The 21,190-nt window shown below is 38.4% G+C and carries 23 protein-coding genes; 9 read left to right on the top strand and 14 right to left on the bottom strand.

The window, feature by feature from the left end:
* Positions 1 to 10 precede the first annotated feature (10 nt).
* The 9 genes from ACK1I8_RS00805 to ACK1I8_RS00765 all read right to left on the bottom strand — a co-directional run bounded on the left by ACK1I8_RS00805 (position 11) and on the right by ACK1I8_RS00765 (position 6,566).
* Complete coding sequence (locus tag ACK1I8_RS00805; protein WP_090985779.1) at positions 11 to 2,476, bottom strand: TraG family conjugative transposon ATPase; 2,466 nt, start codon at positions 2,474 to 2,476, stop codon at positions 11 to 13.
* Complete coding sequence (locus ACK1I8_RS00800; RefSeq protein WP_090985781.1) at positions 2,454 to 2,762, bottom strand: plasmid transfer protein; 309 nt, start codon at positions 2,760 to 2,762, stop codon at positions 2,454 to 2,456. Before ACK1I8_RS00800 ends, ACK1I8_RS00805 begins: the two co-directional genes overlap by 23 nt.
* A 2-nt stretch (positions 2,763 to 2,764) precedes the next feature.
* Positions 2,765 to 3,073 (bottom strand): DUF4134 domain-containing protein, encoded by a 309-nt coding sequence (locus ACK1I8_RS00795; RefSeq protein ID WP_090985783.1) that lies wholly within the window; start codon positions 3,071 to 3,073, stop codon positions 2,765 to 2,767.
* A gap of 69 nt (positions 3,074 to 3,142) precedes the next feature.
* Positions 3,143 to 3,439 carry a DUF4134 family protein gene (locus tag ACK1I8_RS00790; protein ID WP_090985785.1) on the bottom strand — a complete coding sequence of 99 codons (297 nt, stop codon included), beginning with the start codon at positions 3,437 to 3,439 and terminating at the stop codon, positions 3,143 to 3,145.
* Positions 3,440 to 3,441: 2 nt separating this feature from the next.
* Complete coding sequence (locus tag ACK1I8_RS00785) at positions 3,442 to 3,759, bottom strand: hypothetical protein (RefSeq protein ID WP_090985787.1); 318 nt, start codon at positions 3,757 to 3,759, stop codon at positions 3,442 to 3,444.
* The gene (locus tag ACK1I8_RS00780; protein WP_090985789.1) at positions 3,756 to 4,112 is read right to left on the bottom strand and encodes a hypothetical protein; all 357 of its coding nucleotides are present in this window, start codon (positions 4,110 to 4,112) and stop codon (positions 3,756 to 3,758) included. Before ACK1I8_RS00780 ends, ACK1I8_RS00785 begins: the two co-directional genes overlap by 4 nt.
* 12 nt (positions 4,113 to 4,124) lie before the next feature.
* Complete coding sequence (locus ACK1I8_RS00775; protein ID WP_090985791.1) at positions 4,125 to 4,763, bottom strand: ParA family protein; 639 nt, start codon at positions 4,761 to 4,763, stop codon at positions 4,125 to 4,127.
* Between the two features lie 17 nt (positions 4,764 to 4,780).
* Complete coding sequence (locus ACK1I8_RS00770) at positions 4,781 to 5,908, bottom strand: relaxase/mobilization nuclease domain-containing protein (RefSeq protein ID WP_412467485.1); 1,128 nt, start codon at positions 5,906 to 5,908, stop codon at positions 4,781 to 4,783.
* A 247-nt stretch (positions 5,909 to 6,155) separates the two neighbouring features.
* Complete coding sequence (locus tag ACK1I8_RS00765; RefSeq protein ID WP_316845006.1) at positions 6,156 to 6,566, bottom strand: plasmid mobilization protein; 411 nt, start codon at positions 6,564 to 6,566, stop codon at positions 6,156 to 6,158.
* A gap of 1,257 nt (positions 6,567 to 7,823) precedes the next feature.
* Here ACK1I8_RS00765 and ACK1I8_RS00760 point away from each other — a divergent pair.
* Complete coding sequence (locus tag ACK1I8_RS00760) at positions 7,824 to 8,267, top strand: hypothetical protein (protein ID WP_412467484.1); 444 nt, start codon at positions 7,824 to 7,826, stop codon at positions 8,265 to 8,267.
* A gap of 56 nt (positions 8,268 to 8,323) precedes the next feature.
* Here the strand turns inward: ACK1I8_RS00760 and ACK1I8_RS00755 are convergent, their stop codons facing one another.
* On the bottom strand, positions 8,324 to 8,599 hold the full coding sequence (locus ACK1I8_RS00755; RefSeq protein WP_412467483.1) for a helix-turn-helix transcriptional regulator: 276 nt from the start codon (positions 8,597 to 8,599) through the stop codon (positions 8,324 to 8,326).
* Between the two features lie 297 nt (positions 8,600 to 8,896).
* Here ACK1I8_RS00755 and ACK1I8_RS00750 point away from each other — a divergent pair, with 297 nt between their 5' ends.
* The 4 genes from ACK1I8_RS00750 to ACK1I8_RS00735 all read left to right on the top strand — a co-directional run bounded on the left by ACK1I8_RS00750 (position 8,897) and on the right by ACK1I8_RS00735 (position 11,807).
* Positions 8,897 to 10,018, top strand: coding sequence for a hypothetical protein (locus ACK1I8_RS00750; protein WP_412467482.1), 1,122 nt, complete (start codon positions 8,897 to 8,899; stop codon positions 10,016 to 10,018).
* Between the two features lie 148 nt (positions 10,019 to 10,166).
* Positions 10,167 to 10,739: a hypothetical protein gene (locus tag ACK1I8_RS00745; RefSeq protein WP_412467481.1), complete on the top strand. Its 573-nt coding sequence runs from the start codon at positions 10,167 to 10,169 to the stop codon at positions 10,737 to 10,739.
* A gap of 136 nt (positions 10,740 to 10,875) precedes the next feature.
* Positions 10,876 to 11,313 carry a MauE/DoxX family redox-associated membrane protein gene (locus ACK1I8_RS00740; RefSeq protein ID WP_412467480.1) on the top strand — a complete coding sequence of 146 codons (438 nt, stop codon included), beginning with the start codon at positions 10,876 to 10,878 and terminating at the stop codon, positions 11,311 to 11,313.
* Between the two features lie 107 nt (positions 11,314 to 11,420).
* Entirely contained in the window at positions 11,421 to 11,807 is a 387-nt protein-coding gene (locus tag ACK1I8_RS00735) for a hypothetical protein (protein ID WP_090985806.1), read from the top strand.
* Positions 11,808 to 11,864: 57 nt separating this feature from the next.
* Here the strand turns inward: ACK1I8_RS00735 and ACK1I8_RS00730 are convergent, their stop codons facing one another.
* Genes ACK1I8_RS00730 through ACK1I8_RS00720 form a run of 3 tightly spaced genes read right to left on the bottom strand, consistent with a single transcriptional unit; the run spans position 11,865 to position 17,079 of the window.
* Complete coding sequence (locus tag ACK1I8_RS00730; RefSeq protein WP_412467479.1) at positions 11,865 to 13,187, bottom strand: RagB/SusD family nutrient uptake outer membrane protein; 1,323 nt, start codon at positions 13,185 to 13,187, stop codon at positions 11,865 to 11,867.
* A 60-nt stretch (positions 13,188 to 13,247) separates the two neighbouring features.
* Positions 13,248 to 16,502, bottom strand: coding sequence for a SusC/RagA family TonB-linked outer membrane protein (locus ACK1I8_RS00725; RefSeq protein WP_412467478.1), 3,255 nt, complete (start codon positions 16,500 to 16,502; stop codon positions 13,248 to 13,250).
* A 10-nt stretch (positions 16,503 to 16,512) separates the two neighbouring features.
* Positions 16,513 to 17,079 (bottom strand): TlpA family protein disulfide reductase, encoded by a 567-nt coding sequence (locus ACK1I8_RS00720; RefSeq protein ID WP_412467477.1) that lies wholly within the window; start codon positions 17,077 to 17,079, stop codon positions 16,513 to 16,515.
* A gap of 647 nt (positions 17,080 to 17,726) precedes the next feature.
* Between ACK1I8_RS00720 and ACK1I8_RS00715 the strand changes: the two genes are divergently transcribed.
* From ACK1I8_RS00715 to ACK1I8_RS00700, 4 genes are all read left to right on the top strand, one after another.
* A complete protein-coding gene (locus ACK1I8_RS00715; protein WP_412467476.1) occupies positions 17,727 to 18,047 on the top strand; it encodes a hypothetical protein in 321 nt (106 codons plus the stop codon).
* 93 nt (positions 18,048 to 18,140) lie between these two features.
* Positions 18,141 to 18,869 (top strand): LytR/AlgR family response regulator transcription factor, encoded by a 729-nt coding sequence (locus tag ACK1I8_RS00710; RefSeq protein WP_412467475.1) that lies wholly within the window; start codon positions 18,141 to 18,143, stop codon positions 18,867 to 18,869.
* Between the two features lie 193 nt (positions 18,870 to 19,062).
* On the top strand, positions 19,063 to 20,199 hold the full coding sequence (locus tag ACK1I8_RS00705; RefSeq protein ID WP_412467474.1) for a sensor histidine kinase: 1,137 nt from the start codon (positions 19,063 to 19,065) through the stop codon (positions 20,197 to 20,199).
* Positions 20,200 to 20,248: 49 nt separating this feature from the next.
* Positions 20,249 to 20,812 carry a hypothetical protein gene (locus ACK1I8_RS00700; RefSeq protein ID WP_412467473.1) on the top strand — a complete coding sequence of 188 codons (564 nt, stop codon included), beginning with the start codon at positions 20,249 to 20,251 and terminating at the stop codon, positions 20,810 to 20,812.
* Between the two features lie 167 nt (positions 20,813 to 20,979).
* Here ACK1I8_RS00700 and ACK1I8_RS00695 read toward each other — a convergent pair whose 3' ends face one another.
* Positions 20,980 to 21,159 (bottom strand): histone H1, encoded by a 180-nt coding sequence (locus ACK1I8_RS00695; RefSeq protein ID WP_412467472.1) that lies wholly within the window; start codon positions 21,157 to 21,159, stop codon positions 20,980 to 20,982.
* Positions 21,160 to 21,190: the final 31 nt, after the last annotated feature.

Raw genomic sequence — 21,190 nt, 5'->3', positions numbered from 1 at the left:
TTTAAGTTGTTTAAGCGTTTGTTAATAATCCAGACGCACCCGAGTTGACCCGTTTAACGAAATCACCAAGGGAAAGTCCGGAACCTTTAAAATCACCAATAAAGGCTTCGAGCGCATCAGGATAGGAACCGAACCTTGCTAGATAGTTTTCCACCGCTAGTTTTTCAGGTTTCTCGGTGGTATAGGTCAGGTATTGGGGAAGCGAAGCCTCTACACCATAAACCTCTCCAATGTCGCCCCTTCTGATATACACTTCCTTGAAGGGGCTTCGGCCTTCACGGTTGTCCAGTTGATTGACACTAAAAATCTTGTTCCTTTCACTTTTAGAAATAGAGAGCATTGCTGCAATTTCATCATAATTGTCCCGAAATTTGGCTTGGTCTAGCAGAATTACGGTATCAGAACTGCTTACAATCGTATCTTTTACTATTGCATTACCTACAACATCGGCAAGATCTTGGGTAACCAATATCAGTTCCCCCCAAAATTTTCTGACCGTTTTATCTACATAGACCAGAAAGCCTACCATTAGGGGTGATGAAATGGCTTTCCAAGCTTCTTCGATGACCAATGATTTCCGCTGAAAATTCCGGTAACGCATTTTCTGGATGAAAATGTCCATTATATTGAGCGTGACAATTGCAAAAAGTAAGGCATTTTCCTTAATGCTGTCAATTTCGAAGACAATCAAACGCTCCTTGAGGAGGGATTTATCCGCATCCTCGTTGAGTATAGTACCAAATTCGCCACCACTGCAGAACTTTCGCAGGATGAACCGGAAAGCCTCAAAATCAAAAGGCACGGTATTCTCTTTCATAATCAGCGGGATCTTTTCAATTGCATAAGCATAGAAAGAATCAAAGTTGAGCTTTTTGATCCCTGAAGATTCTCCCATCGAAAACCATTTGGCATAATAGGAAGTAATCACTTCAGAAATCACATCCCTTTCCAGCTGGCTGGCATCCCCCTCAGGCCCCTTTAAACAGACTAGGATCAGTACTAGGATAAATTCCTTCTTTTCGATGTTATATTCTTCCTCACTAATAGCAAAAGGATTCATCGTAATTGGACTATCATCGCTATAGGTGATATACCTGCCACCGGCATAATGGCACAGCCCTGAATATGAGTGACCTGTATCAATGACCACGGTATCCATATTATATAACAGATACTGTTCCATCAGGGAATTCATGAAAAAGGACTTACCTGTACCAGACGGACCAAGAACGAATTTATTCCGGTTTGTGATCCTTCCGGAAGACATCGGCAGATCCGCAAGATCAATAGCGATCGGGATTCCAGACCTGTCAGTAAAACGGACCAGAAATCCTGACTTCTCGTCCCTGGGTAGGCTTTCCTTCAAAAAAAGACATATCGCTGCTTCAGCAGTGGTTAGAAACCAGTCATACTTCCGGAGTTCAGCAGCATTGCCAGGGAGCGCCGTCCTGAACAGCTCAAGCTGGTTATATGCATTCCTGCTAGGGATAATCCCGGCCCGGAACAGCGCGCTTTCGATATAGTTATAAGCCCTGTTGAGCAGTGTTTTTTCTGCACATACAATAATATTAAAATGTGCGTTGATGATTAACCTGCCATCCCTTGCAACCTCGTCCAGCAATAAAGAAATATCTTCTACGCAAAGATTATTCGCAGGGTCTGGTATTCCGCTGTGCCGTTTCCGCTTAAGCTCCATCTGCCGGACAGTTGTAGTCTGCGAAGGGATTTCGAAGACCTGGTTATAAAGAATATTGGAGCAGTTTGGCACTTTAAAAAGAAAAGAAAGGATATCCGTTGGAAATCCCTTTAAGCTTTCTTTATCCGATAGCTTTCCAAATGTCGGAAGCATCGCAGGCAGATCAACCTGGTCGATATTGATCAGCGGTACACAGCGGAAAGAACGCGTTCCGATATTTACTTCGGTATCCGTAGGATTATAATTGTCCAGCGAAATACTTTCTTCCCCGAACTGCATCGCCATGATCTTCATGATAAACATATTGATCTCTCTTTCCCTCATTGCCCTCGGCACCATACCGGAACTGTCAAGCATACCGATAACCTTGGCAACAGTTACCTTAAACTCAGCAAGCGATTTTTTATCGTGTACAAACAATGCCCCTTTTTTTACCTGTCTGGTAATGGTGAGCACCGTTTGGAGCTTGACATATGGCCTTCCTTCAAAGTGCCGGTTGTAACTGTCCTGAAGATATTCTTTTGCAACTTTATATTCATATTCGGCCCTATAAATAATATCCTGCTTCTGGAGGACATGGCCTTCACCGATCACCCGGGCAAGATTGGTGAAAATCTCATGAAAATTATCATAAGCCCGGGGGTCTCCACCAAACCTGAGCACTGGATTGGTAATATCGATCAACACGGAAAATTCTCCGTTGAGTCCATATAAAATATCCAGCTCTGCACCGATATCGATCCCTAAATAGGGTACCCTAAATTCTTTTTGTCTTACCATAAAGATTGATTTTTGAAAGATGGTTGGTCTGGAGATAGATCCCAATAGATCGGGTTTTGTTGTGAAGTCCCTTTTTCTGCTGGATACCGATGTAAAAAAAACCACCTAAGATTAGCGTGAGCATAATTACCGCCCCCACATACATATTGATAAGTGCCATACTTAGCGCACCAATAACTAACGAGAGTAATAGGATGCCTACGCCCCAATAAATAAAACGCCCCTTAAAACCTTTGTAGGTCAAGGGCCGCTGTAGTCCCCTGTAGACCGGAAAAAGCCTTTCCATTGTTACAGCCCGAAAAACGCCTTCACGATAAGGGAGGATAGAACTAGAAAGAGACAGGAGCCTCCCCAACCCATCAGCTCCTTGTTAATGTCCTGATCACCGCTGTTCCACTTGGAATATACGCGGATGCCACCTACAATACCGACCAGTCCACCGATCACAAGGGCAATATTAGTCGCCGGATCTACATAGGTCTTAAGCGTGCTGGTTGCAGTATTCAAACCGTTAACCCCACTCTGTGCCATAACATACCCATTGATTGTGCACAGGTACAGAAAAATGATGAACCTTAGATTTTTGATCTTTCTCATTTGATTGGATTTTAATTGTGAATTATTGGGAAATAAAAAAACCGCCGTTAGCGGTTACAAGAATGTGGATCAGAGTCCGAAAACATGGACCAGAACAATATTGATTACTATAATAAAGAGTGCGGAAAAGAACCAAGCAGGAATGTCAGCACTTACATCCTTTCCCATCTGCATTTTATGGTAAACATGTACTGCGCCTATTATGGAAATAAGAGCAGCCAGTACGTAGGATAGATCGGACATGGAAAAAAACGACTCCCTGATGAAACTCCTTGCCTCTCCCATCTCTGCAATACCAGGTTGCGCCATAGCCCTTGTCAAAATCAATATGCAAACGACCACGGTCAAAAAAACTATATATCTCATGATCAGAAGGATACTGAAGAAGTGTACTCGATAGACTCGGAACGCGCCAGGGCAAAAAGCTCCTTTATCGATACCCCTCCAGAAAAAACAATGGGAGGCTCTTCCATTTCTCCATCACCTAGGAAATAATCGATTTCTTCATCTTCGATTTCCTTGAGCGATACCTTTTCAGCAATAGGAAGATCAATTATGACAGTTGTTTCACTTCGGTTCTCTGTATCTGCCAGCTTCCTGTTTCTCGAAAGATCGAAAGCGATAAGCCCGGAATAATAAAATGCATAGATGCATAATAGCCAGGAAAGAAATTGTATCCAAGTCATAGTTCAAAATTTTCTAACGATGTTTTAATAAACTTTTTAATTTCCGGATGCTGATCGAAGAGTCTATGAAGCGCAAATGCTATCACTTTGTTCATATCAATACCAGAGGCCAGCTTGAGCCGGTTGAGCAACTGCACGGTGTGGCGGTTTAGCCTTGGGTGTAACATGTGCGTATTACCGGTACAATCAAATTCCCGGATAAGCTCAATAATTAGTGTCTCTTTATTTGTAGCTTTTTTCTCAACATCGGGCTTTTTTGCTTTTATTACAGGGTCTTTATTTGATAGATTTACATTCTGGGGGCTGATGGTTTTTCTCAGCGCATCAGCCATTGTTGTTATCTCTACTTTCATATCTGCTATTTTTTATATTTTGGATGCAGTCTCTTCAATATGATCCGAATAGATCTGATCAAATACCGGAAGAATGACGGGGTAAAGGGATAACGGTGTCTGAAACGTGTCCGTCCGTTGGAAATCTACGCGGTCAGAAATCACCGGGGTGATTTTTCCGAATTTGGAAAGCTGGGTTTCTACATCAGAGGCAGTATCATACCTTACATTTCCCTTGATCCTATTCGGGATAAATACCAGTTGTCCGCTTGGATTGATCTTCTTAAGCACGACGGAGAACAACACAGTTGAATCAAAACTGAACTCATCGTAGGCAAAAGGACAAAGGATCAGATCTGCGGCGCTGAATACAGGGATCAGCCCATCATCATCAAGCTTCCCGGGTAGATCGATAATTACGATATGCTCTCTGCTTTTGCTGAGAACTGTGTACATAGAAGGAAAATGTTCCAGACCTGCCGCAATAATTTCATAGTTTTCCGGGTTTTCAGCAGCCTTGGTCTTTTCATATTTTTGGGCCAGCGACTGCTGGTAGTCCATATCGATAACGGTTACCTTCCGCTTTTTAACTAGCGTTAGAAAGTTAGCCAGTAATAGAGTGAGCGTACTTTTCCCCGCTCCACCCTTTTGGTTTCCAATAATAATCAGCATAAAATAATATTTTAAGTTTAACGTGTATTCGTTCGGGCTTTGCCCTTCCGCTGACGGTTACGACCATGGATAGCCTCGTCATCAACATCATCTTTAAGTTCAATCTCCCTTACAGCCTCTTCTATTAAGCCTCCACCCTCCAACTCGGAAAGAATATAATCAACCTCAATCCTGGGATCTGAAAAGGATATTCTATATTCGACAGGTTCAGATTGAATCTGATTATTCGTAGACAGGCCATTCAGTATCTCCCTAATGGGCATTACTTCAGATCCTTTCATTACTGATCTGTTGGTATGATCAATTATGGTATATCCGTATGGATGCTTCGCATCTTTAGAATGAAACTCCAGCTCAATTCCAGATCTCTTGCGCATCATTTTTGAAAGGAGCTCCAATTTTGAGCTGAGATCATCCGTTTGCGAGACTTCATAATTCCCCTGTATATCCACTGAAAGTACTTTTTTGAAAATAGCTTTTAATTGTTGTGCTCTTTTTTTATCAGTACAATACTGATCACAGTTATTTTCAATATCTGCCAGCTTAAATTCACGGACGCTCTTCCCATAATTTAGTATCTGGAAAAGATCTTTTTCTATCCGGACTTCAAACCCCACTTTTTCAAGTAATGTCCTCATCTGGGCAACGGTAGAATATCGGTAGTGAAAAAAATTTTCTAAATTTTTAATATTGGACTTTTGTTTTTTGCAGACGGTGGATAGCGCTCGTACTGAACGGATTTTCTCAAACGCCGAGGAAATCTTTTTACCACACTTATCAATTCGGGTAGATACAATGTGAACATGATTATTCTCTGTATCATTGTGAAAAATGATGAGATATGGATTCTGTCCATAACCCATTTCCGCAAGCCACTTTCCTGCTGTATCCAAAAGTTCTTCTTTCGAAACCGTTTTGCCCTTAGCAGAGATTACCGCATGAAACTGGGGCTTACTCACCCTTTTGTTAACAGATGATACAGCTTTGAGATAGTTGATATAATCCTGTGGACCAATTTTGTCCAGCCCCATTAGGCTTCCGAAATTTCTGACCTTTAAAAGTTCCCCCTTTCCGGAACGCATCTTCTCATGGTTATATCTTACCCCGGCGAAAGTAGCAGAAGAGCCAAGTATCTTTACGATCATAAAATTTAGGAACTAGGTAACCTGCTCACCAGATCACAGAATTACTACAAATCACTGTAACTGGCATCATAGTTATCCAGTTCTGGTTGAAACCTGTTAGCAGTATCGCAAGCTTTTGAGCTACAGTCATAACCAGAGATCAAAGTATGCGACGAAATAGCTATACAGCTACTGTTGAACTTGCTAACAGCATAACTAGGTAATAGGCTAACGAGTTATAGAAGTAGTCCGGTAACTTTACATCAGTTTAGCTCCCCATCAACTTTAATATTTTTTTTATTTCCAGGTTAAGATTTTTTAAAAGAAGAGAATGCTTATCAAGTTCTTTACTGTACCGTGTAAAAATTACCGGGGAGAGCACCCGCTGCTTGTTTAATATATTTGCATACCTGGCAAGCTGATTAATGTTATTCCCAGTTCTGGAAAGTTCAAGTCCTATCTGATCAATGCTGGCTAAAACTGAACGCCCGTCAAAAATTAGGGCTACGTTAACTTCAAGCACTCGTTTTCTGATTATATCAGTCCTCTTTAGCCCAAGAAGTTTTTCAAGGGATAAAATGAAGATAAATTCTTCCTCCGAAAACCGCACGCTCAACCTTTTGTTTCTCTTACCGTCTTTGAGAAAAGGCCGACCAACCTGTTTGTTCTTTCTTTCCATCCTGATATCATCTAAAAGAGAAAATGAGTTGCGAGTTTTCTCAGCCCCCAATAGCTCCGCTATGGGGCAAGATTCTTTTTGTGGGAATAATCCACAGGATTATTGTCAGACAAAAAGACATCTTGCGGGTATAAAAAAACTAAGATTTTAATGGCAAACCAAACCAGCAGTATTAGGTGATCACTAAGATGGCGCACAACTTTAGCTGATCTGATTTGACATCATCATTTCCTAGATTGATAGGTCTTACTTTAACATAAATCCGTATTGCATGAATTTGAAGCCCAAACATACTTGAGGCGTCCAAATTCCGGGACCAGCGAATGATTCTTAAAATCAAGACACAAAAAAAGGGGCCAGATGGCCCCTCCTACCTAAACTAAAAACTAAAACAAAAAACAAAGTTTTTAAAAACGGTATACCGGGATTACTCACGTAAGTCCATACGGACCTGGCCGTCGCCTGCCTCTGCGCTTTCGTATTATTGATACAATCTCAACTTCGCAAGAATTTTCCGTTCCTCACGGAAAAATGCTTCATCCCACAATTTCAAAGAACCGATGCTATGCACCTATCTATCTGCCAACGGCAGATAGAACTAATATCGAAAGCAGCTATAAAAACAGCTTCCATAAAAGCAATGCTCAACTTGATCGATTCTGACGAATCTCACTAAGCAGGGCATTTGCTCTCTAGTTATTTCGTTAGTGGCAAAACGGGTTATTCCGTTTCATTGACCAAACGTATCCAGTAATTTAGAGTGATAAAATTTTTGACCTGAATTGGCCTAAATTGGCCGCTAAATGAACCTAAAGTGACCTAAAAGTTCTTTTTCCCCGTCGTGCCATAACCTGTAATTAACATTGTGGCCGAGGTAAACTGGGAATAGATCATCAAGAATTCGGTAAGTGGACCTTTTTAAATCGCAGTGCTAAGTGCACAAATTGATTGATATCATAAGCTTATAAATTTTTCAAACCTTAGCGACAGCTAATAAAATTAGCTCTTTAGAATGTCAGATATATTCATTTTGATCCGCTATTCACGGATGCCAAGGATCTATTCAAACTGATTATTCTGGAAGAATTAGGCTAATAAAAACCATGGATGGAAAGTGAAAAAGACAAAGCTTGATGCTAACAAACGCGCGCATTTGATCTATATTTTTTTTATATTGCATCTGAAGGTTACTATATAACAATATGGCTTTTCTACTTTAATACGAAGGGAAAATTATTTAATCTATAATTAAATGTTATGGGTACATTCAGACTACGTTTTGAAAAAGGAAGGGATGATTGGGAATACGGCTATATCACCCTTAAGGTTCTGCAAAACACCAATATTATTTCCGGATCTAAACAAGGTGTTGTAATCGTTACCACCTATGAAATCCTAGATAAGCAGGACGAACTTAACGAGCAGCTTTATAATGGTGAGGCAACCTTAAATTACAGACAGACCCTTTATTTTATCCAGGCGACCGATCATATCTCAAAAATACTTGTTTCAATGGAGGAACCTCTGTACTCAAAGTTATTTTTACTCGTCCGTGGCTGCACTGACCGCTTCAAAAACTTACAGGAGTTTGAAGCGTATTACCTAGACTATTCTACCGGTCTGCTAGCTTTGGTGAAAAGGGAATTTGATAAAGAGCCCGAACTCAGGGACGCGTTGGCAAAATTGCTAAAGGATCAATAATTTTGGGATTGCCCTACCTCAAATTTTGCCGAGCTCCACACCTGCTATATCGTTGATCATACCCTCCCCCTTCTTTTACTTTCCAGAAACTCCTCTTGCAGTTCACTTTTGTAGAATCTATCTCCACCGGGAAGCCTACTAGGTTTTAAAATTCCTTTTCTAACCTTTCTCTTGTAGGTACTATCACTTATCCCAAGATACTCCATCACTTCAAGCCGCGTTAGCATTTGATCCTCGGGCAATTTTAGGTTGCCATAGGACTTGGAATAGATAAGTTGCATAATTTCATAAATTTTCAGTAAGACGTCGAGGATTGCGTTTAATTTTTCCATATAGTGTTCCGTTAGTTTCAGATAAAAACCTTTATTTTTATAACCAAATTTTTGTTACAAAAAGAAGAAACTATGTCTACCACGTCAAGTTCTAGAAAGGTGGCAGAAATTACCACCCCCCACTAATTTTGGTCTAAAACAGAAATCTTGAAAGTTAATTGTAGAGCTTGAAAAGTCTGTTCGTCACGGCAATAATTACCTTCTAAACTTCTAGCGTTATCCCTGGTGTAAAACAATTTCAATTATTAGAAGTATCAGATAATTTTAGGTTTTTATAACCTAAATGCACTCTCATCCATGAATATCGAACTCAGCTACCTCTATCAGATAATTGATTCAATAACGAATAAATCAATAGCGTTTGCACCAGAAGACAATAGTGAATCAGATATTTTGAATGAGGTAAACAGTTTAAAACAAAAAATTCATTCCTATGTACCGGAGAGCAAATGCGGTTTACAAGATTTTATTCATCTACAGTTAACATCCATTGGCAGAATGATAAACCAGATTGAGGATGTTTTGAAACAAGGGATTGAAAGTGAAGATCATCGCAAGCTCTTAGAAGTTATGCTGACTTCACTTGAAGGACTGTTAAATTATCTATGGAAATACTATCCTTTAGAATTTGATCTTTCGATTCAGCCATCAACGTCAGCTATAGAAAAGTATCAGCAGGAAAATCAGCAAAAAATTGATGCTGCTATACATTATATAAATTATCTTGAAATCAGTCAGGAACTAAAAGGAATTATTAAAGATACTCTTTATCTTAAGCTATCAGGCACTACGACTTATAAGTGGATTTCATTTAATTTAGAGCTTATAGATTATCTTTACGATAACAATGATACCCAGCTTTCAGAAGAAGCTATCATTGGAAGGCTTATTTCAAGACAGTTCAACCATCCCCGTTTCTACGAATTCTGCCACACAGTTGTTATCGAAAAACTCAATAGCCTATCAGCAATATCTGATCACTATCGGGAACTAGTTTACATGCGTAAATCCCTAATTCAGATCCCTGAGATTGCTGTTTCCCTATATTCGCCTTTCTCTGAAGCAATAAAAGATTCGCTCTTAAAATTGTTTGATTCTGAGCTTGAGTTTCTAAAAGAATTAGATTTTATAAATACTGAACTGGTAAATTCAGGACTCTTGGATTCAACATACAAAGTATCACTATCAGTAAAGCAATTGGCCTTTTATATCTTTCTGAATGTTGAGGCTGGAATTATTATAGAGCAAAAGGCGACACGTATACATCAGTATGTCATATCACATGTAAGCACTGCTGAAAAGCCTGAAATTTCAGAAAAAAGTTTTAGCAATGGGTATTACGTACATAATCCTGAAGATATCCGTAGAGTATCCGAAAAATTGGCAAGAATGCTTGCGATCGCTCAAGAAAAATACTAAACTTATTAAAAACTGCTCCAGCTTGATAAAAAATTATGCCTGTAGAAATAAATTTTATTGCGTTCTAGTACGAATTAACAGGCAGGTGGTGGGGGTGGTAAATTCTACCACTTGACCGGCAGGCTTTATGTTGTCTAATTTTACATGTATGAATTTTACAACATTTTGCAAGTATCTTGAAGGTTATGGCCATGTTTCCTCTGCCCTAAAGGCCTATCTTAGAATTGCTTTAAAAGACCATAAACTCAAAAACAACGAGCTGCTAGATGGAAATTTACGCAATAGTTTTCCAATTATATTTGTGAGACGAGGATTATTAAAGACTGAGCTTGAAAGCAAATTAGATCCAGGAAAAAAAATGCTCAGATTTCATTTCGAAGGGTCAATCGTCCCGAATTTGATTGAAAAAAATTTTAATGATTTCAATCTTGAAACCTCTGGTCTGGACGACACCACAATTATGGTAATTTCTAAAGGTCATACACAGAACTTGTTTAAACTCTTTCCTGAATTCAATCAGTTAATTACAAACTTATTAGATGAAGTAATATTGGAACATTTTCATCAGACATTTGACACACATCATCTGAAAGGCGAGGAAAGGCTAGAGCACCTGTTAAGAAAACATCCCGACATTTTTCAATTGGCCCCGGTCAATGATATTGCAGCATTTATTGGGATGCATGCCAATACGCTCAGCGGGTTAAAAAATAAAAGCTAAATTAATTACGTGCATTTCAGGTATTTTTCTAATGCAGATTAGGTTATTTATTTAAAAAGATAGCTTTTTTCTAATTATCGTTAGCTGCCCTACCAACTTTAACTTATGAGATTTGCTTTACAAAAAGAAGCAAATCATGAAAGATCAATATATAAAGATCGCAACCAGCTTGTTAATAATTCTCTGGATTTACACCGCAGGATCTAAGCTTATAGATTACCAAGATTTTAAGCACCAGTTGAGACTCCAACATTTTTCATCAACAATGATCAGTATACTGCAGTGGTCAATCCCATTTATAGAGATAATAACTGCAGCCTTATTGACCTTCTTGCAAACGCGAAGAATTGGTCTTTACCTTTCTACGATTCTATTAATTGCATTTACAGGATATATAACATTAATACTAAGTGGATTTTACATAAAAACACCATGTAGCTGTGGTGGCGTTTTAAAATCAATGGGCTGGCGTACACATTTGGCATTTAATATTTTCTTTCTCCTGCTAAATATTGTGACAGTCTACTTTATACATTCTAAAGAAAGGAGGCCAGGAAAAGGATTTGCAATTTGAAATGATTACAGTCTGGAAGCCTTTCTGTTATCGATTACAATAATTTGAACCATAAGTCAACTAAACTTTTTTGGATATTTTTTCAAGCAAAAAATACCTGCTAAAATATGAATACATTACGCAAAATAGGCTTTGGAGCCTACGCATTACTGTTAGGTTTAACAGTTTTGTTCACGCAGTCTGCATTTAAGGCTGCGAATGGTAAAATTTCAAAATTTGAAGCTTTTACCTTTTATTATCATGGTCCAGCAACTTACACTATCAGTGAGGTTGAGGATGAAAACAATTGGAGCACAACTCCTCCAGAAGACGAATGCAGTGGTAATGATAAAGCTTGTGAGATCACTATTGATCGTAGTTATGTGAATAATCCAGACACTGCGCCAACAGTAAAATCCACTTTGAACCTGACTGCGGGTTTAAGTTCAGCCAGTCTTGCCCGTGTAACCGGGTCTTCGGACGGGTCAATGACTTACGCCAATAATCAGCAGTAAATGAAACTAGGGCAGGACTATCCAGTCCCGCCCTGTTTCCACTATCAATTAACTAATCTAATTTTGTTGCAATCCCTGCTCAATGATGTCAGTCGGCAATGGCAAAGCATAAAACTTGGAATTTGGCTCAAGAGAATATATAACTCCATTTAATGCCCGCTTAAGTGTAATCCCAGCACCTTCCACGTTATATCTTTTGATGTCAGCCCATCTAATATTCCTCATAAGTAATTCCTTCCGCCGCTCTTCCCTGACTTTAGAAAGCGCATCAACTTTCCCTATCGCTGTGGTAGGTATAAAAGGAACTGAGTTCTTCCATCTTTTTTTTCTTAATAAATTCAGATCTGTCAAAGCTGCTTCTATATTTCCAAGGTAGGCATTCGCCTCTGCTCTATTTAGGATCGTCTCATCGGTTGCCAAACCACTAAAAAAAGTTGTTGAACTTGAGGCATAACTGCCCTTGAATTGCTGATACTGACCATTCGGCCTAAAAAACGCTTTTTTGCGCAGATCATCTGCACTATAGGAGTTGTATAACAGCGTGTCAATTTTCCCTCTTGAAGTTGAATGAATTGAAAATCCGAAGTTAAGTTCTGTGTAGAAAATAGTTTCCTTGTTAAACCGCTTAAACGGGACATTTAGATCAATCCCCAATAAATCAGTATCTGAATTATAATCTATCAAACTTGACTTTATTTTTAGGCATTCATCAGCATATTTAAATGCGGCAGCATAATCGCCCATGTAAAGCTTTACTCTGCTCAATAGGGCGAATGCAGCTGCTCTGGAAGGCCTTAAGGTATTCTCTCCTACATTTGGCAATAACAATAGCGATTCTTCAGCATCCGAAATAACCTTATCTAAGCATTTTTTTACTGTAGCCCGCTCCGATTTAATATTAAAATCGGAAGACAGTCTTAAAACAATGCCCAAATCCCTTTCTGAAGTTGCCGGGTTATATGCTAAACCGAATGTTGTAGTCAAGCAATAAAAATAATAGCTTCTAAAAAAAAGTGCTGATCCTTTGATATTATCCCACTGTTTTGAGTTTAGGTCATCTCTAGGAATGGTGGGTAGTATCTCAAGACATAAATTGGAATTATACACTGGTAGATAGGCATCCGACCAGTCATTCCCAAATCTATAGTCTATAGATTTCCAAAGATATACGTCTCTAAGTGTCTGGTTAAATCCATTAAGTGTTGTTGGGAGTAGAAAAAAATCATCTGCTTCGCTTTCTCCATAAGATGGAGTTCTCATCAGGTTCATAGTCGCACCATCGTCAAGCATTCCCTGTAGGTCGTCTACAGTTTTTGGAACGATGAGTTTCGCATCAGATTTTTTCTCGAGGTATTTATCACAGCCTGATAAAATGTTCATGCCCACTAGTATCAATAATATGCTGAATCTGTACATAACGTTTATTTTAAAATTTTATCATTAAAAACTTCCCTTGATCCCAAAAGTGTAACCCTTAAATGGGTTGATGCGCCCAGCATAATCAGGATCGATACCATCTTTGTTTGCCCTCCAGATTATCCCAAGGGATGTGGCATTAAAAAAAAGATCAAAAGTTCGAAACGGAAATCTCCATTTACCAGCATCAAACCTATATCCAAGATTGACATAATCCAACCGGATATTATCACCGCGAATTATGTTGACCTCTGAATTTTGGTAAAAAGAATCACTTAGACCGTTTATTGGATAAATAAATGCGGGAACATTTGTAAAGGATTCATCCCCCGGCTTCTGCCAGCGCTTCTCATAATCAGCATTTCCAATTCCAGAATTCACTAGAGAATTATAGGAAATAGTCTCTTTTCGGGCGAAATACCCAAACCTATAACTTAGGTTAAAAGATAAAGTTATGTTCTTGAAATTAAACGAATTAATCAAAGAGCCAAAGTAAACTGGACTTGCTGGGCCTATGTACCTGATATTGTCGCCATTTAGATTTCCTTCCGCAGAAATTGCAGCATAATCTGTACTTACGGCTCCCTTTAAGTAACCCTGTGGCAGGCCGCTGGAATTGAGTCCTGCCCACTTATATGCTGCTATTGCATACAAGGGTTTCCCCTCAATGGGTGTAATAGATTGTCCAGTACCCAAAAGCCCAAATATTCCTGTCACACTCTGCCTGTAATATTTAACAGTTTTATTTTCAGAGTAATTAAAATATAGGTCGGTACCCCATTTGACATTTCCCGATTGAACATTGAGGGAATGAAATTCTGCATCTACGCCATAGCCTTTCATATCAGCCACATTTCTGGTAACATCAGCGGCTCCGCCCCATGCCGTATAATCGAATGGAGTGAGTCCATATAGATCAGATCCCCTTTTTATGTAATAAGCAATTGAACCTTTAATTCGATCCTTTCTGGTTGCAAAATCAATTTTTATATTTAACTGGGAAAGCTGTTCCCATTTGAGATCGGGATTATTGATCGTTCTAATCCTGACGTATGGTAGTCCAGTAATCGCATTAGACCCATAAAGCCCCACAGGTGATGCCGTTCTTGAAAGGTCTACATTGCCACTATACCCAAATGTTGATGTTAGCCTTAGTATGGGAAGCTCTCTTAAATTATAAAAATTCTCGTCAGAAATAGTCCATCCTAATCCAGCTGACCACAAAGGTTTCCATTTATCGTTGGTATTTGCCCCAAAAATATTTGAGCCATCTTTTCTAACACTTGCAGATACTGTATATTTTCCTTTCAGAGAATATACAGCATTTCCATACAGACTGATAAAACGATAATCAAGTTTCGTGAGTACGTCACCTGAGCTAATCTGATTGGTACTTCCAGTAATAAAATTGGGAAAACTATTGATGTAATCTACATTCCCGTATGTCAAAGGATCGCCCTTATACCCGTAAAATAAATTAGTATTACCATCGGTTCCACTGTTTCTCGCCTCTGCTCCGGCAATAATATTAACAGAATGGACACCAAAATTTTTAATTCCATTCAATTGGAATCGGTAGGTCGCAGAGTTAATGTTATTCTGTGCAACCCGTGATATACCTCCCTTGGGAATATTATACTTCACGATACCTGTTGATCTGTTTAATTGGGAATAACTGTTAACAAGATTTCTTGCGTAATAACTGTTTATTGAATAGTCATCTGTTGAGATTTCCTGCTGAAACTGCTGCTGGTATGTAAGATCGGCCGAAAGGAAGGATAGAATTTTATAGTTCAATGATATTGATCCATAGATTTCCCTCCGCTTCTGTTTAAATATTGTATTTTCATATTCATCAGCAGGATAATATTTCCAATCCAACAATTTACCGCCGCCAGCAGTATCAGTATATATTTGCCGATAAACCTGAGTCAACGGAATAGCATTACCCAATTCATCTTCAAATTCCAGATATGTCGGTTGCCTACCTGCAGAACTTAAGCTGCCATAAACAGGTCTTCCATTTTGGAAAGAAGCGGCTGTGAGTAAGATATTGGTTGATAAGGTAAGCTTTGAGCTAACCTTATAACTATGCGCAAAACGTAAGTTGGTTGGCTGAGTGGAGGAATAGCTTTCATCAACTGCCTGATCATGACCTGCAGAAAGTGAGTAAGAATTATTAATAGCTCCCCCCTTTATTGATAATGCATACTGTTGGGTTACGGCGTGTCTGTAAAATGATTTCAGATAGCTATCCCTAACATCTTTGCTTTTTAATAAATCAAGTTGCTTAGTAGCCTCTACATTTGTTAACTTATTAGATCTCAAAGCCAATAATATTTCTACAACAGGAGTCAAAGCCTGATATCCAGCATTAATACGATTGTCAAAAAACCCTTTTTCAAATAACATTTTTTCGACGTCTATATAATCACTCGAGCTCATCGTCCTAAACGAACCTAAATTGGGTTTTTCGTTAACTGTCGTGTTTGCATTAAATGAAACTACGATATCCTGATTATACCGACCTTTTTTGGTAGTGATAACTATAACGCCATTTCCTGCTCTTGCACCCCAAATAGAAGCCGCTGATGCATCTTTAAGAATGGAAATATCCTGAACATCAAAAGGATTAATGTTATTGATATTACCCTCATATATAAATCCATCAACCACGATCAGAGGATCAAGAGGACCATTGATGGTGCCCAGACCACGGATGGATATTCCGGTTGTATTTTGTGGGTTCCCATTAGCTTTCCCAACATTCAGTATTACACCTGAAGTCTGACCTATAATTCTGTCCAGAATATTGGTTCCCGTTCTTGCATTTAACCTTTTCTCATCGATTACAGAAACACTGCCATTTACCTCATTAGGTCTTACCTGTTGATAACCTGTACTAATCTGCACATCACCAAGATCACGGATTTCAGGCACCATTTTAACTGAGAGATATCTTTTACTTTCTTCATGATTTCGGATTATTCTACTAACTGTAATATATCCGACTGCATTAAATCTTAACGTATCTGGCAATCTTCTCAACTCAACAATAAAACGTCCAGTTGAATCTGCAGTACGTGTACCGCCTGAACCAGAGCGCAAAATGACATTAACGCCTTTCCCATCTGGAAGAAACACCTGGCCTTTTATTATGTTGCGTCCATCCTGAGTCAGGGGATTCTGAGCAAATACAGAGGAAACTGAAAGCAGGGTCATCAAAAATGCCATGATCCATAGTGCTTTATTACTTAGTCTGTAATTACTAAAATTCATCTTTACCATATTATCTCTCCTTTACCGGTAAATGAAGATTCAACCCAGCGATTAATCTTGAAATGTTTTCTTCCTTCAGTTCGTCTGGGCCAGTAATTGCTTTTATTCGTTGATCTGCACCGATCCATACATAATGAGGAAATACATTATGAGGAAACCATATCCTTGTGTTTTTTGGTTTTAGAAGAATAGGTAATGTTATTTCCCGGCCCTCACTTTTTCTTTTTTCCAGAAAGTCCATCAGGATTTTCTCAGTATCCCTTCTGGCATCATCCACTAAGATAATGGCTAGCCTATCCCCATATTTCTTTTGAAATTCTTGCATGTGGGGAGTATATTTAAGGCATGTACTACACCATGTCCCCCAGAAATCAAGAATAATAGCCTTACCCTTATAATCCGATAATTTTAATGTTTTCGAAATATGGTTGTAAACTGAGTCGAACATAAGATCAGGAACCTTATCTCCGATTACAAAGGCTTCATTTTTAATAGTTTGCCGGTATTTAAGCTGAGCATTAGCTTTAAAAAATAAGCATAGCGTGGCCATAGCGATAAATAATATCGTTTTTTTCATGATTTGTTAGTTAGTTGATTAAATGAAACTTTTCCGGTGAATCCGGAAAAAATTAAATGCTCACAGGAGGCTAAGAACCAATACTAAACCTATATTAAATTAAGCATTGCCTCCTGTAGGCACAGGGGGATCACTCAGGGTTTTTAGGCTTTAATGCATACATCCTATCAAAAGGACAGTAGCATAAGACAATTGAAAAATTTAATAAAAATTTTAGAAAATAGAGGACAAAACCATACAATCCATTCTTAAAACAATGGTTAGTTAGTTCTGCATTGTGATTGTATTTTTTCATCCTCGTATTGGTTATACGAGTCTTGGTGGAAATGCAGCATTGGAATATGTATGGATTCTGCAAACCGTAACTTCATTCAGTTCTCAAGCCTTATGTTGACACGGAATTACAGCAGAACCCATACTTATTCAGATTTGCGAATATAGCATTTCTAAAAAAGTTATGGGTATATATCTGCTGTCTTGCGTCAACGGCTTGAGATATGAAGTTGCAAGACTCTAATAAATACCTATTAGTAATTAACTATAAAAATAGGAATAAAATTTACGAAAAGCAAATTTTTACTTACGAAACATACTTATTAGATGATCATCATATAATGTTTTATGATTTTAGTACAAAAGGCGTTTGAATGACTATTTGGAAAGAAAGTATTGAATTAGATAAAATGGATCCCGATTTTATATCAATCAGGTCAATGTTCATTTCTGGTTCAATTTCCACTATGTACCAGCTTGTAAATTATAGCCCAACTAAAGTTTCAAAACTTTTAGGATTAAACTATAGTGCCTACCATACAAAATTGGTTAATCCGGAACAGTTTTCAATACTTCATCTAAACGTATTAGCATACGCAATTCAAATAGATCCAAATATTATCCAAAATATTATTCAACAGCAAATCGAAGATAAAATTTTAGATAAGTTTAAAAAATTTAACACAATAAAATAGTCATCACCTAAGCTCTAGAACTATCCTTATTACTAACTTCTAAAAGAAAATAGAAAAATGAAATAAATACTAAACCATCCCAAACTACCGCTTATGAAAAACAAAATCAGATGCGTCATCATTGATGATGAACGCCATGCCATTTTGCTACTCACCACTTATATCAGTTCTATTCCCAATCTTGAACTGGTCAAAACATTCAACAACCCTCTAGAAGCATTATCAGGTATTAGTGCCGAAGATGAGATCGACATCATATTTCTAGATATTGAAATGCCCTATCTTACTGGACTGGAACTGGCTCTCGAGCTAAAACCTAAGGTCAGGTCGATAATTTTCACCAGTGCATTTGACCGATCTCTTGAAGCTTTCGAAGTTAGGGCTACACACTATTTATTGAAACCTATCAAACTAGCCAAATTCACCCAAATAGTTGTTGGAGTGATGGAAAACGAACTTTCCGCTAAGAATCTCCCAGGAAAGAACATCAAATTTTATAAAACTGGCGAAAAAGGAAAATTGACACGGCTGAAAAAGCAGGATATCCTGTATTTTGAAGGTGCTAAAAATTATGTCACAATGGTAACTTCTAAAACCGAACAACTGGTTTATCTGACATTGAAGGATGTTGAAAAAATATTCAGCAAAGATCTGTTTTATAGGGTCCACCGATCACATATAATCAATGCAAGAAAGATCCAGAAAATTGTTGGAAATACGATAAACCTTGGACAGGGCCATCAGGTTCAAATGGGCGAAACCTATAAAAAAGGTCTCATAAAATTTCTTGAAGAAAAAACTTTGCTTACCGGCCGGATTTAGCAAGATTGATCAATTAACGGTTTGCATCTGCGATGCCTCCAGTAATAGTAATGAGGATACTTGATGTAGTCGGATCAGTACCATGGGAATTTCGGTTCCCTGCCGAGCTAAAGACAAAAACTGTTTTTTTCTTCAGCCGCTTTTCGGTGCGTTTCATAGCTTTTTTTTTATGAAACTAGCCGTGTTTTAAAGCTTGAAAGAAGTTATTACACCAGCAGTATTAGAGGTTTTACCAAATTATATTATGGCCGTGATGAAGCACTTTACGATTTTACTATCCAGGTATAAAATCCACTTTCTGATCTGGGCACTTTTCATCAGTGCCGAGACAGGTATAATCGGGTTGGCTACTGGAATATTCGGGGATGCCAAGAGTTATATCTATCATTATATACAGAACATAGGCTTATTCTATCTATGTGCGCTATGGCTGTATCCCCGGATTTTTCAGGTTAGAAATAATTGGATATGGAAGCTGCCAACTTTTTTGGGGGCCGTCTATTTTTTCTACCTATTTACGAGCTATGGCATAGACACGTATCTTCTGAAAGAAACCACTTGGTACAGTTATCACGAAATAAGCATAGGTAAACCGTATATTTTCAGCCAGCTATGGAGATCGCTGATCTTTATGGGAGCAGCAGGATTTTATTACCTCTTTCTTGTACATCTAAAAGAGATAGAGGCTCGTAAGAAAACGGAAACGGAATACTACCAGAGCATTCTTTCCGAACGCGAACTTCAGATAGAACTGGCAAACGCGAAAAACGCATACCTTAAAGCGCAGATCAATCCCCATCTACTGTTCAATGTCTTAAATTTTATCTATCAGGACGTTTATGGTAAATTGCCGAAATCGGCAGAAGCGGTTATGCAGCTTTCCGATATTATGCGTTACAGCATTAATTGTGAGTTCAGTGAGCAGACCGTCCCTTTAAAGGATGAACTGGAACAGATAGACAGGCTGATTATATTGCACCAAACCCGGTTTGAAAATGATATATGTATAAATGTGACTTATCCTGCGGAGTTGGTATCCAAGAATTTTATTCCACTGGTGCTCGTCACGCTGGTAGAAAATATCTTTAAACATGGTATTTTTCAGGACCCTGAAAATCCGGCCAATCTTGATATCGGCCTGATAAATGACCAGATCGTAATTACTTCTAGAAATCTTCTCAATAGAAAAAAGACGTCACAAAGTATGAATAAGGGACTGGATAATATCAGACAGCGGCTTAAACTGATCTATGGTAGTAAGGCATCAATGGAATACAGCACTTCTGAAGGGATATTTGATGTACGGATTATCGCTCCCCTATTAGATTGATTTATCAGGAACCGCCATCAGTCAATAATACATTTAAAAACACCACACCATGAAAAAATATATCATACCCACCGTTTTATTTTTGCTTCCATTTTTTGCAAGTGCGCAATTGCCCGCAACCCGGGTAATTAACTTTACCTTGCGGACGGTCGAAGATGGGCTTATCCTGGCACCACCAAAAGGAAAATATAATCCTGTTACCGATAGTCTTGATAAGGTTCTGAAAAAATCACCAAAAGACACAACCGCCCTCCTCTACCGATCACTGTTATATTATAGTTATAACCAGATGCTTGCTGCACCCGCGCAAAGGACTAAGGGAACTTTAGAGAATCTGACAATAGCAAAAGATATGATTGAGCTGGCAATCAAAGAAAAAATACTTGATTCACGTGCGAAACTCTTACGTGCACAGATTTATAGCGAACTTTGTTTCAGGTTTAGTGGGGATGAAAGCTGGATGTTCAGTGCCACACAAATTGCATCAAGAAAAAAGCTGTTCAACACATATAAGTTAGCTGCGAATAAATATTATGATGAGCTTGCCATGGCTGACAAGAACCATGCCTACGAATATTCCAAGAAGAAAGTGGGTTACAATTATCCTTTATGATATTATGCTTTCCCACATTCTATTGCATTTCTAATTTTCACAAATTATCGTGCTGGGTTATGATCTAAAATTGGCAATATTTTAAATATCACAAAGAAGGATTTTATTAACTAAACAAAAAAACCACTGATGCTGATCAGTAGTTTTTATCCCAAAACAGTTATTGTTTATTTTTCGCTATTTTTCTTTTCTGTTACTTCAGCTCTGATATCCTGAGCTAAAACCTTTAAGTCCTGCATTGCTTTGCGTACCCGTGTACCGGCAGCTGCATTTCCATTGTCATAAAATTTCGCAACATCAGCCTCAACTGAAGCGATCACTTCCTGTACTTTTTTGAATTTATCCATTACTTTTCTTTTTTTGCGGTCAAAGACCTCA

It is taken from the genome of Pedobacter sp. KLB.chiD (genome assembly GCF_047040275.1).
GTDB lineage: Bacteria > Bacteroidota > Bacteroidia > Sphingobacteriales > Sphingobacteriaceae > Pedobacter.
Note: the sequence above shows the minus strand (reverse complement) of the source record. Positions and strands in the feature narration are given on the sequence as shown.

Excerpts from the sequence above, each read along its gene's own strand:
- ACK1I8_RS00805 (WP_090985779.1), bottom strand. The coding sequence starts at position 2,476 with ATGGTAAGACAAAAAGAATTTAGGGTACCCTATTTAGGGATCGATATC.
- ACK1I8_RS00800 (WP_090985781.1), bottom strand. The coding sequence starts at position 2,762 with ATGGAAAGGCTTTTTCCGGTCTACAGGGGACTACAGCGGCCCTTGACC.
- ACK1I8_RS00795 (WP_090985783.1), bottom strand. The coding sequence starts at position 3,073 with ATGAGAAAGATCAAAAATCTAAGGTTCATCATTTTTCTGTACCTGTGC.
- ACK1I8_RS00790 (WP_090985785.1), bottom strand. The coding sequence starts at position 3,439 with ATGAGATATATAGTTTTTTTGACCGTGGTCGTTTGCATATTGATTTTG.
- ACK1I8_RS00785 (WP_090985787.1), bottom strand. The coding sequence starts at position 3,759 with ATGACTTGGATACAATTTCTTTCCTGGCTATTATGCATCTATGCATTT.
- ACK1I8_RS00780 (WP_090985789.1), bottom strand. The coding sequence starts at position 4,112 with ATGAAAGTAGAGATAACAACAATGGCTGATGCGCTGAGAAAAACCATC.
- ACK1I8_RS00775 (WP_090985791.1), bottom strand. The coding sequence starts at position 4,763 with ATGCTGATTATTATTGGAAACCAAAAGGGTGGAGCGGGGAAAAGTACG.
- ACK1I8_RS00770 (WP_412467485.1), bottom strand. The coding sequence starts at position 5,908 with ATGATCGTAAAGATACTTGGCTCTTCTGCTACTTTCGCCGGGGTAAGA.
- ACK1I8_RS00765 (WP_316845006.1), bottom strand. The coding sequence starts at position 6,566 with ATGGAAAGAAAGAACAAACAGGTTGGTCGGCCTTTTCTCAAAGACGGT.
- ACK1I8_RS00760 (WP_412467484.1), top strand. The coding sequence starts at position 7,824 with ATGGGTACATTCAGACTACGTTTTGAAAAAGGAAGGGATGATTGGGAA.
- ACK1I8_RS00755 (WP_412467483.1), bottom strand. The coding sequence starts at position 8,599 with ATGGAAAAATTAAACGCAATCCTCGACGTCTTACTGAAAATTTATGAA.
- ACK1I8_RS00750 (WP_412467482.1), top strand. The coding sequence starts at position 8,897 with ATGAATATCGAACTCAGCTACCTCTATCAGATAATTGATTCAATAACG.
- ACK1I8_RS00745 (WP_412467481.1), top strand. The coding sequence starts at position 10,167 with ATGAATTTTACAACATTTTGCAAGTATCTTGAAGGTTATGGCCATGTT.
- ACK1I8_RS00740 (WP_412467480.1), top strand. The coding sequence starts at position 10,876 with ATGAAAGATCAATATATAAAGATCGCAACCAGCTTGTTAATAATTCTC.
- ACK1I8_RS00735 (WP_090985806.1), top strand. The coding sequence starts at position 11,421 with ATGAATACATTACGCAAAATAGGCTTTGGAGCCTACGCATTACTGTTA.
- ACK1I8_RS00730 (WP_412467479.1), bottom strand. The coding sequence starts at position 13,187 with ATGAACATTTTATCAGGCTGTGATAAATACCTCGAGAAAAAATCTGAT.
- ACK1I8_RS00725 (WP_412467478.1), bottom strand. The coding sequence starts at position 16,502 with ATGAATTTTAGTAATTACAGACTAAGTAATAAAGCACTATGGATCATG.
- ACK1I8_RS00720 (WP_412467477.1), bottom strand. The coding sequence starts at position 17,079 with ATGAAAAAAACGATATTATTTATCGCTATGGCCACGCTATGCTTATTT.
- ACK1I8_RS00715 (WP_412467476.1), top strand. The coding sequence starts at position 17,727 with ATGACTATTTGGAAAGAAAGTATTGAATTAGATAAAATGGATCCCGAT.
- ACK1I8_RS00710 (WP_412467475.1), top strand. The coding sequence starts at position 18,141 with ATGAAAAACAAAATCAGATGCGTCATCATTGATGATGAACGCCATGCC.
- ACK1I8_RS00700 (WP_412467473.1), top strand. The coding sequence starts at position 20,249 with ATGAAAAAATATATCATACCCACCGTTTTATTTTTGCTTCCATTTTTT.
- ACK1I8_RS00695 (WP_412467472.1), bottom strand. The coding sequence starts at position 21,159 with ATGGATAAATTCAAAAAAGTACAGGAAGTGATCGCTTCAGTTGAGGCT.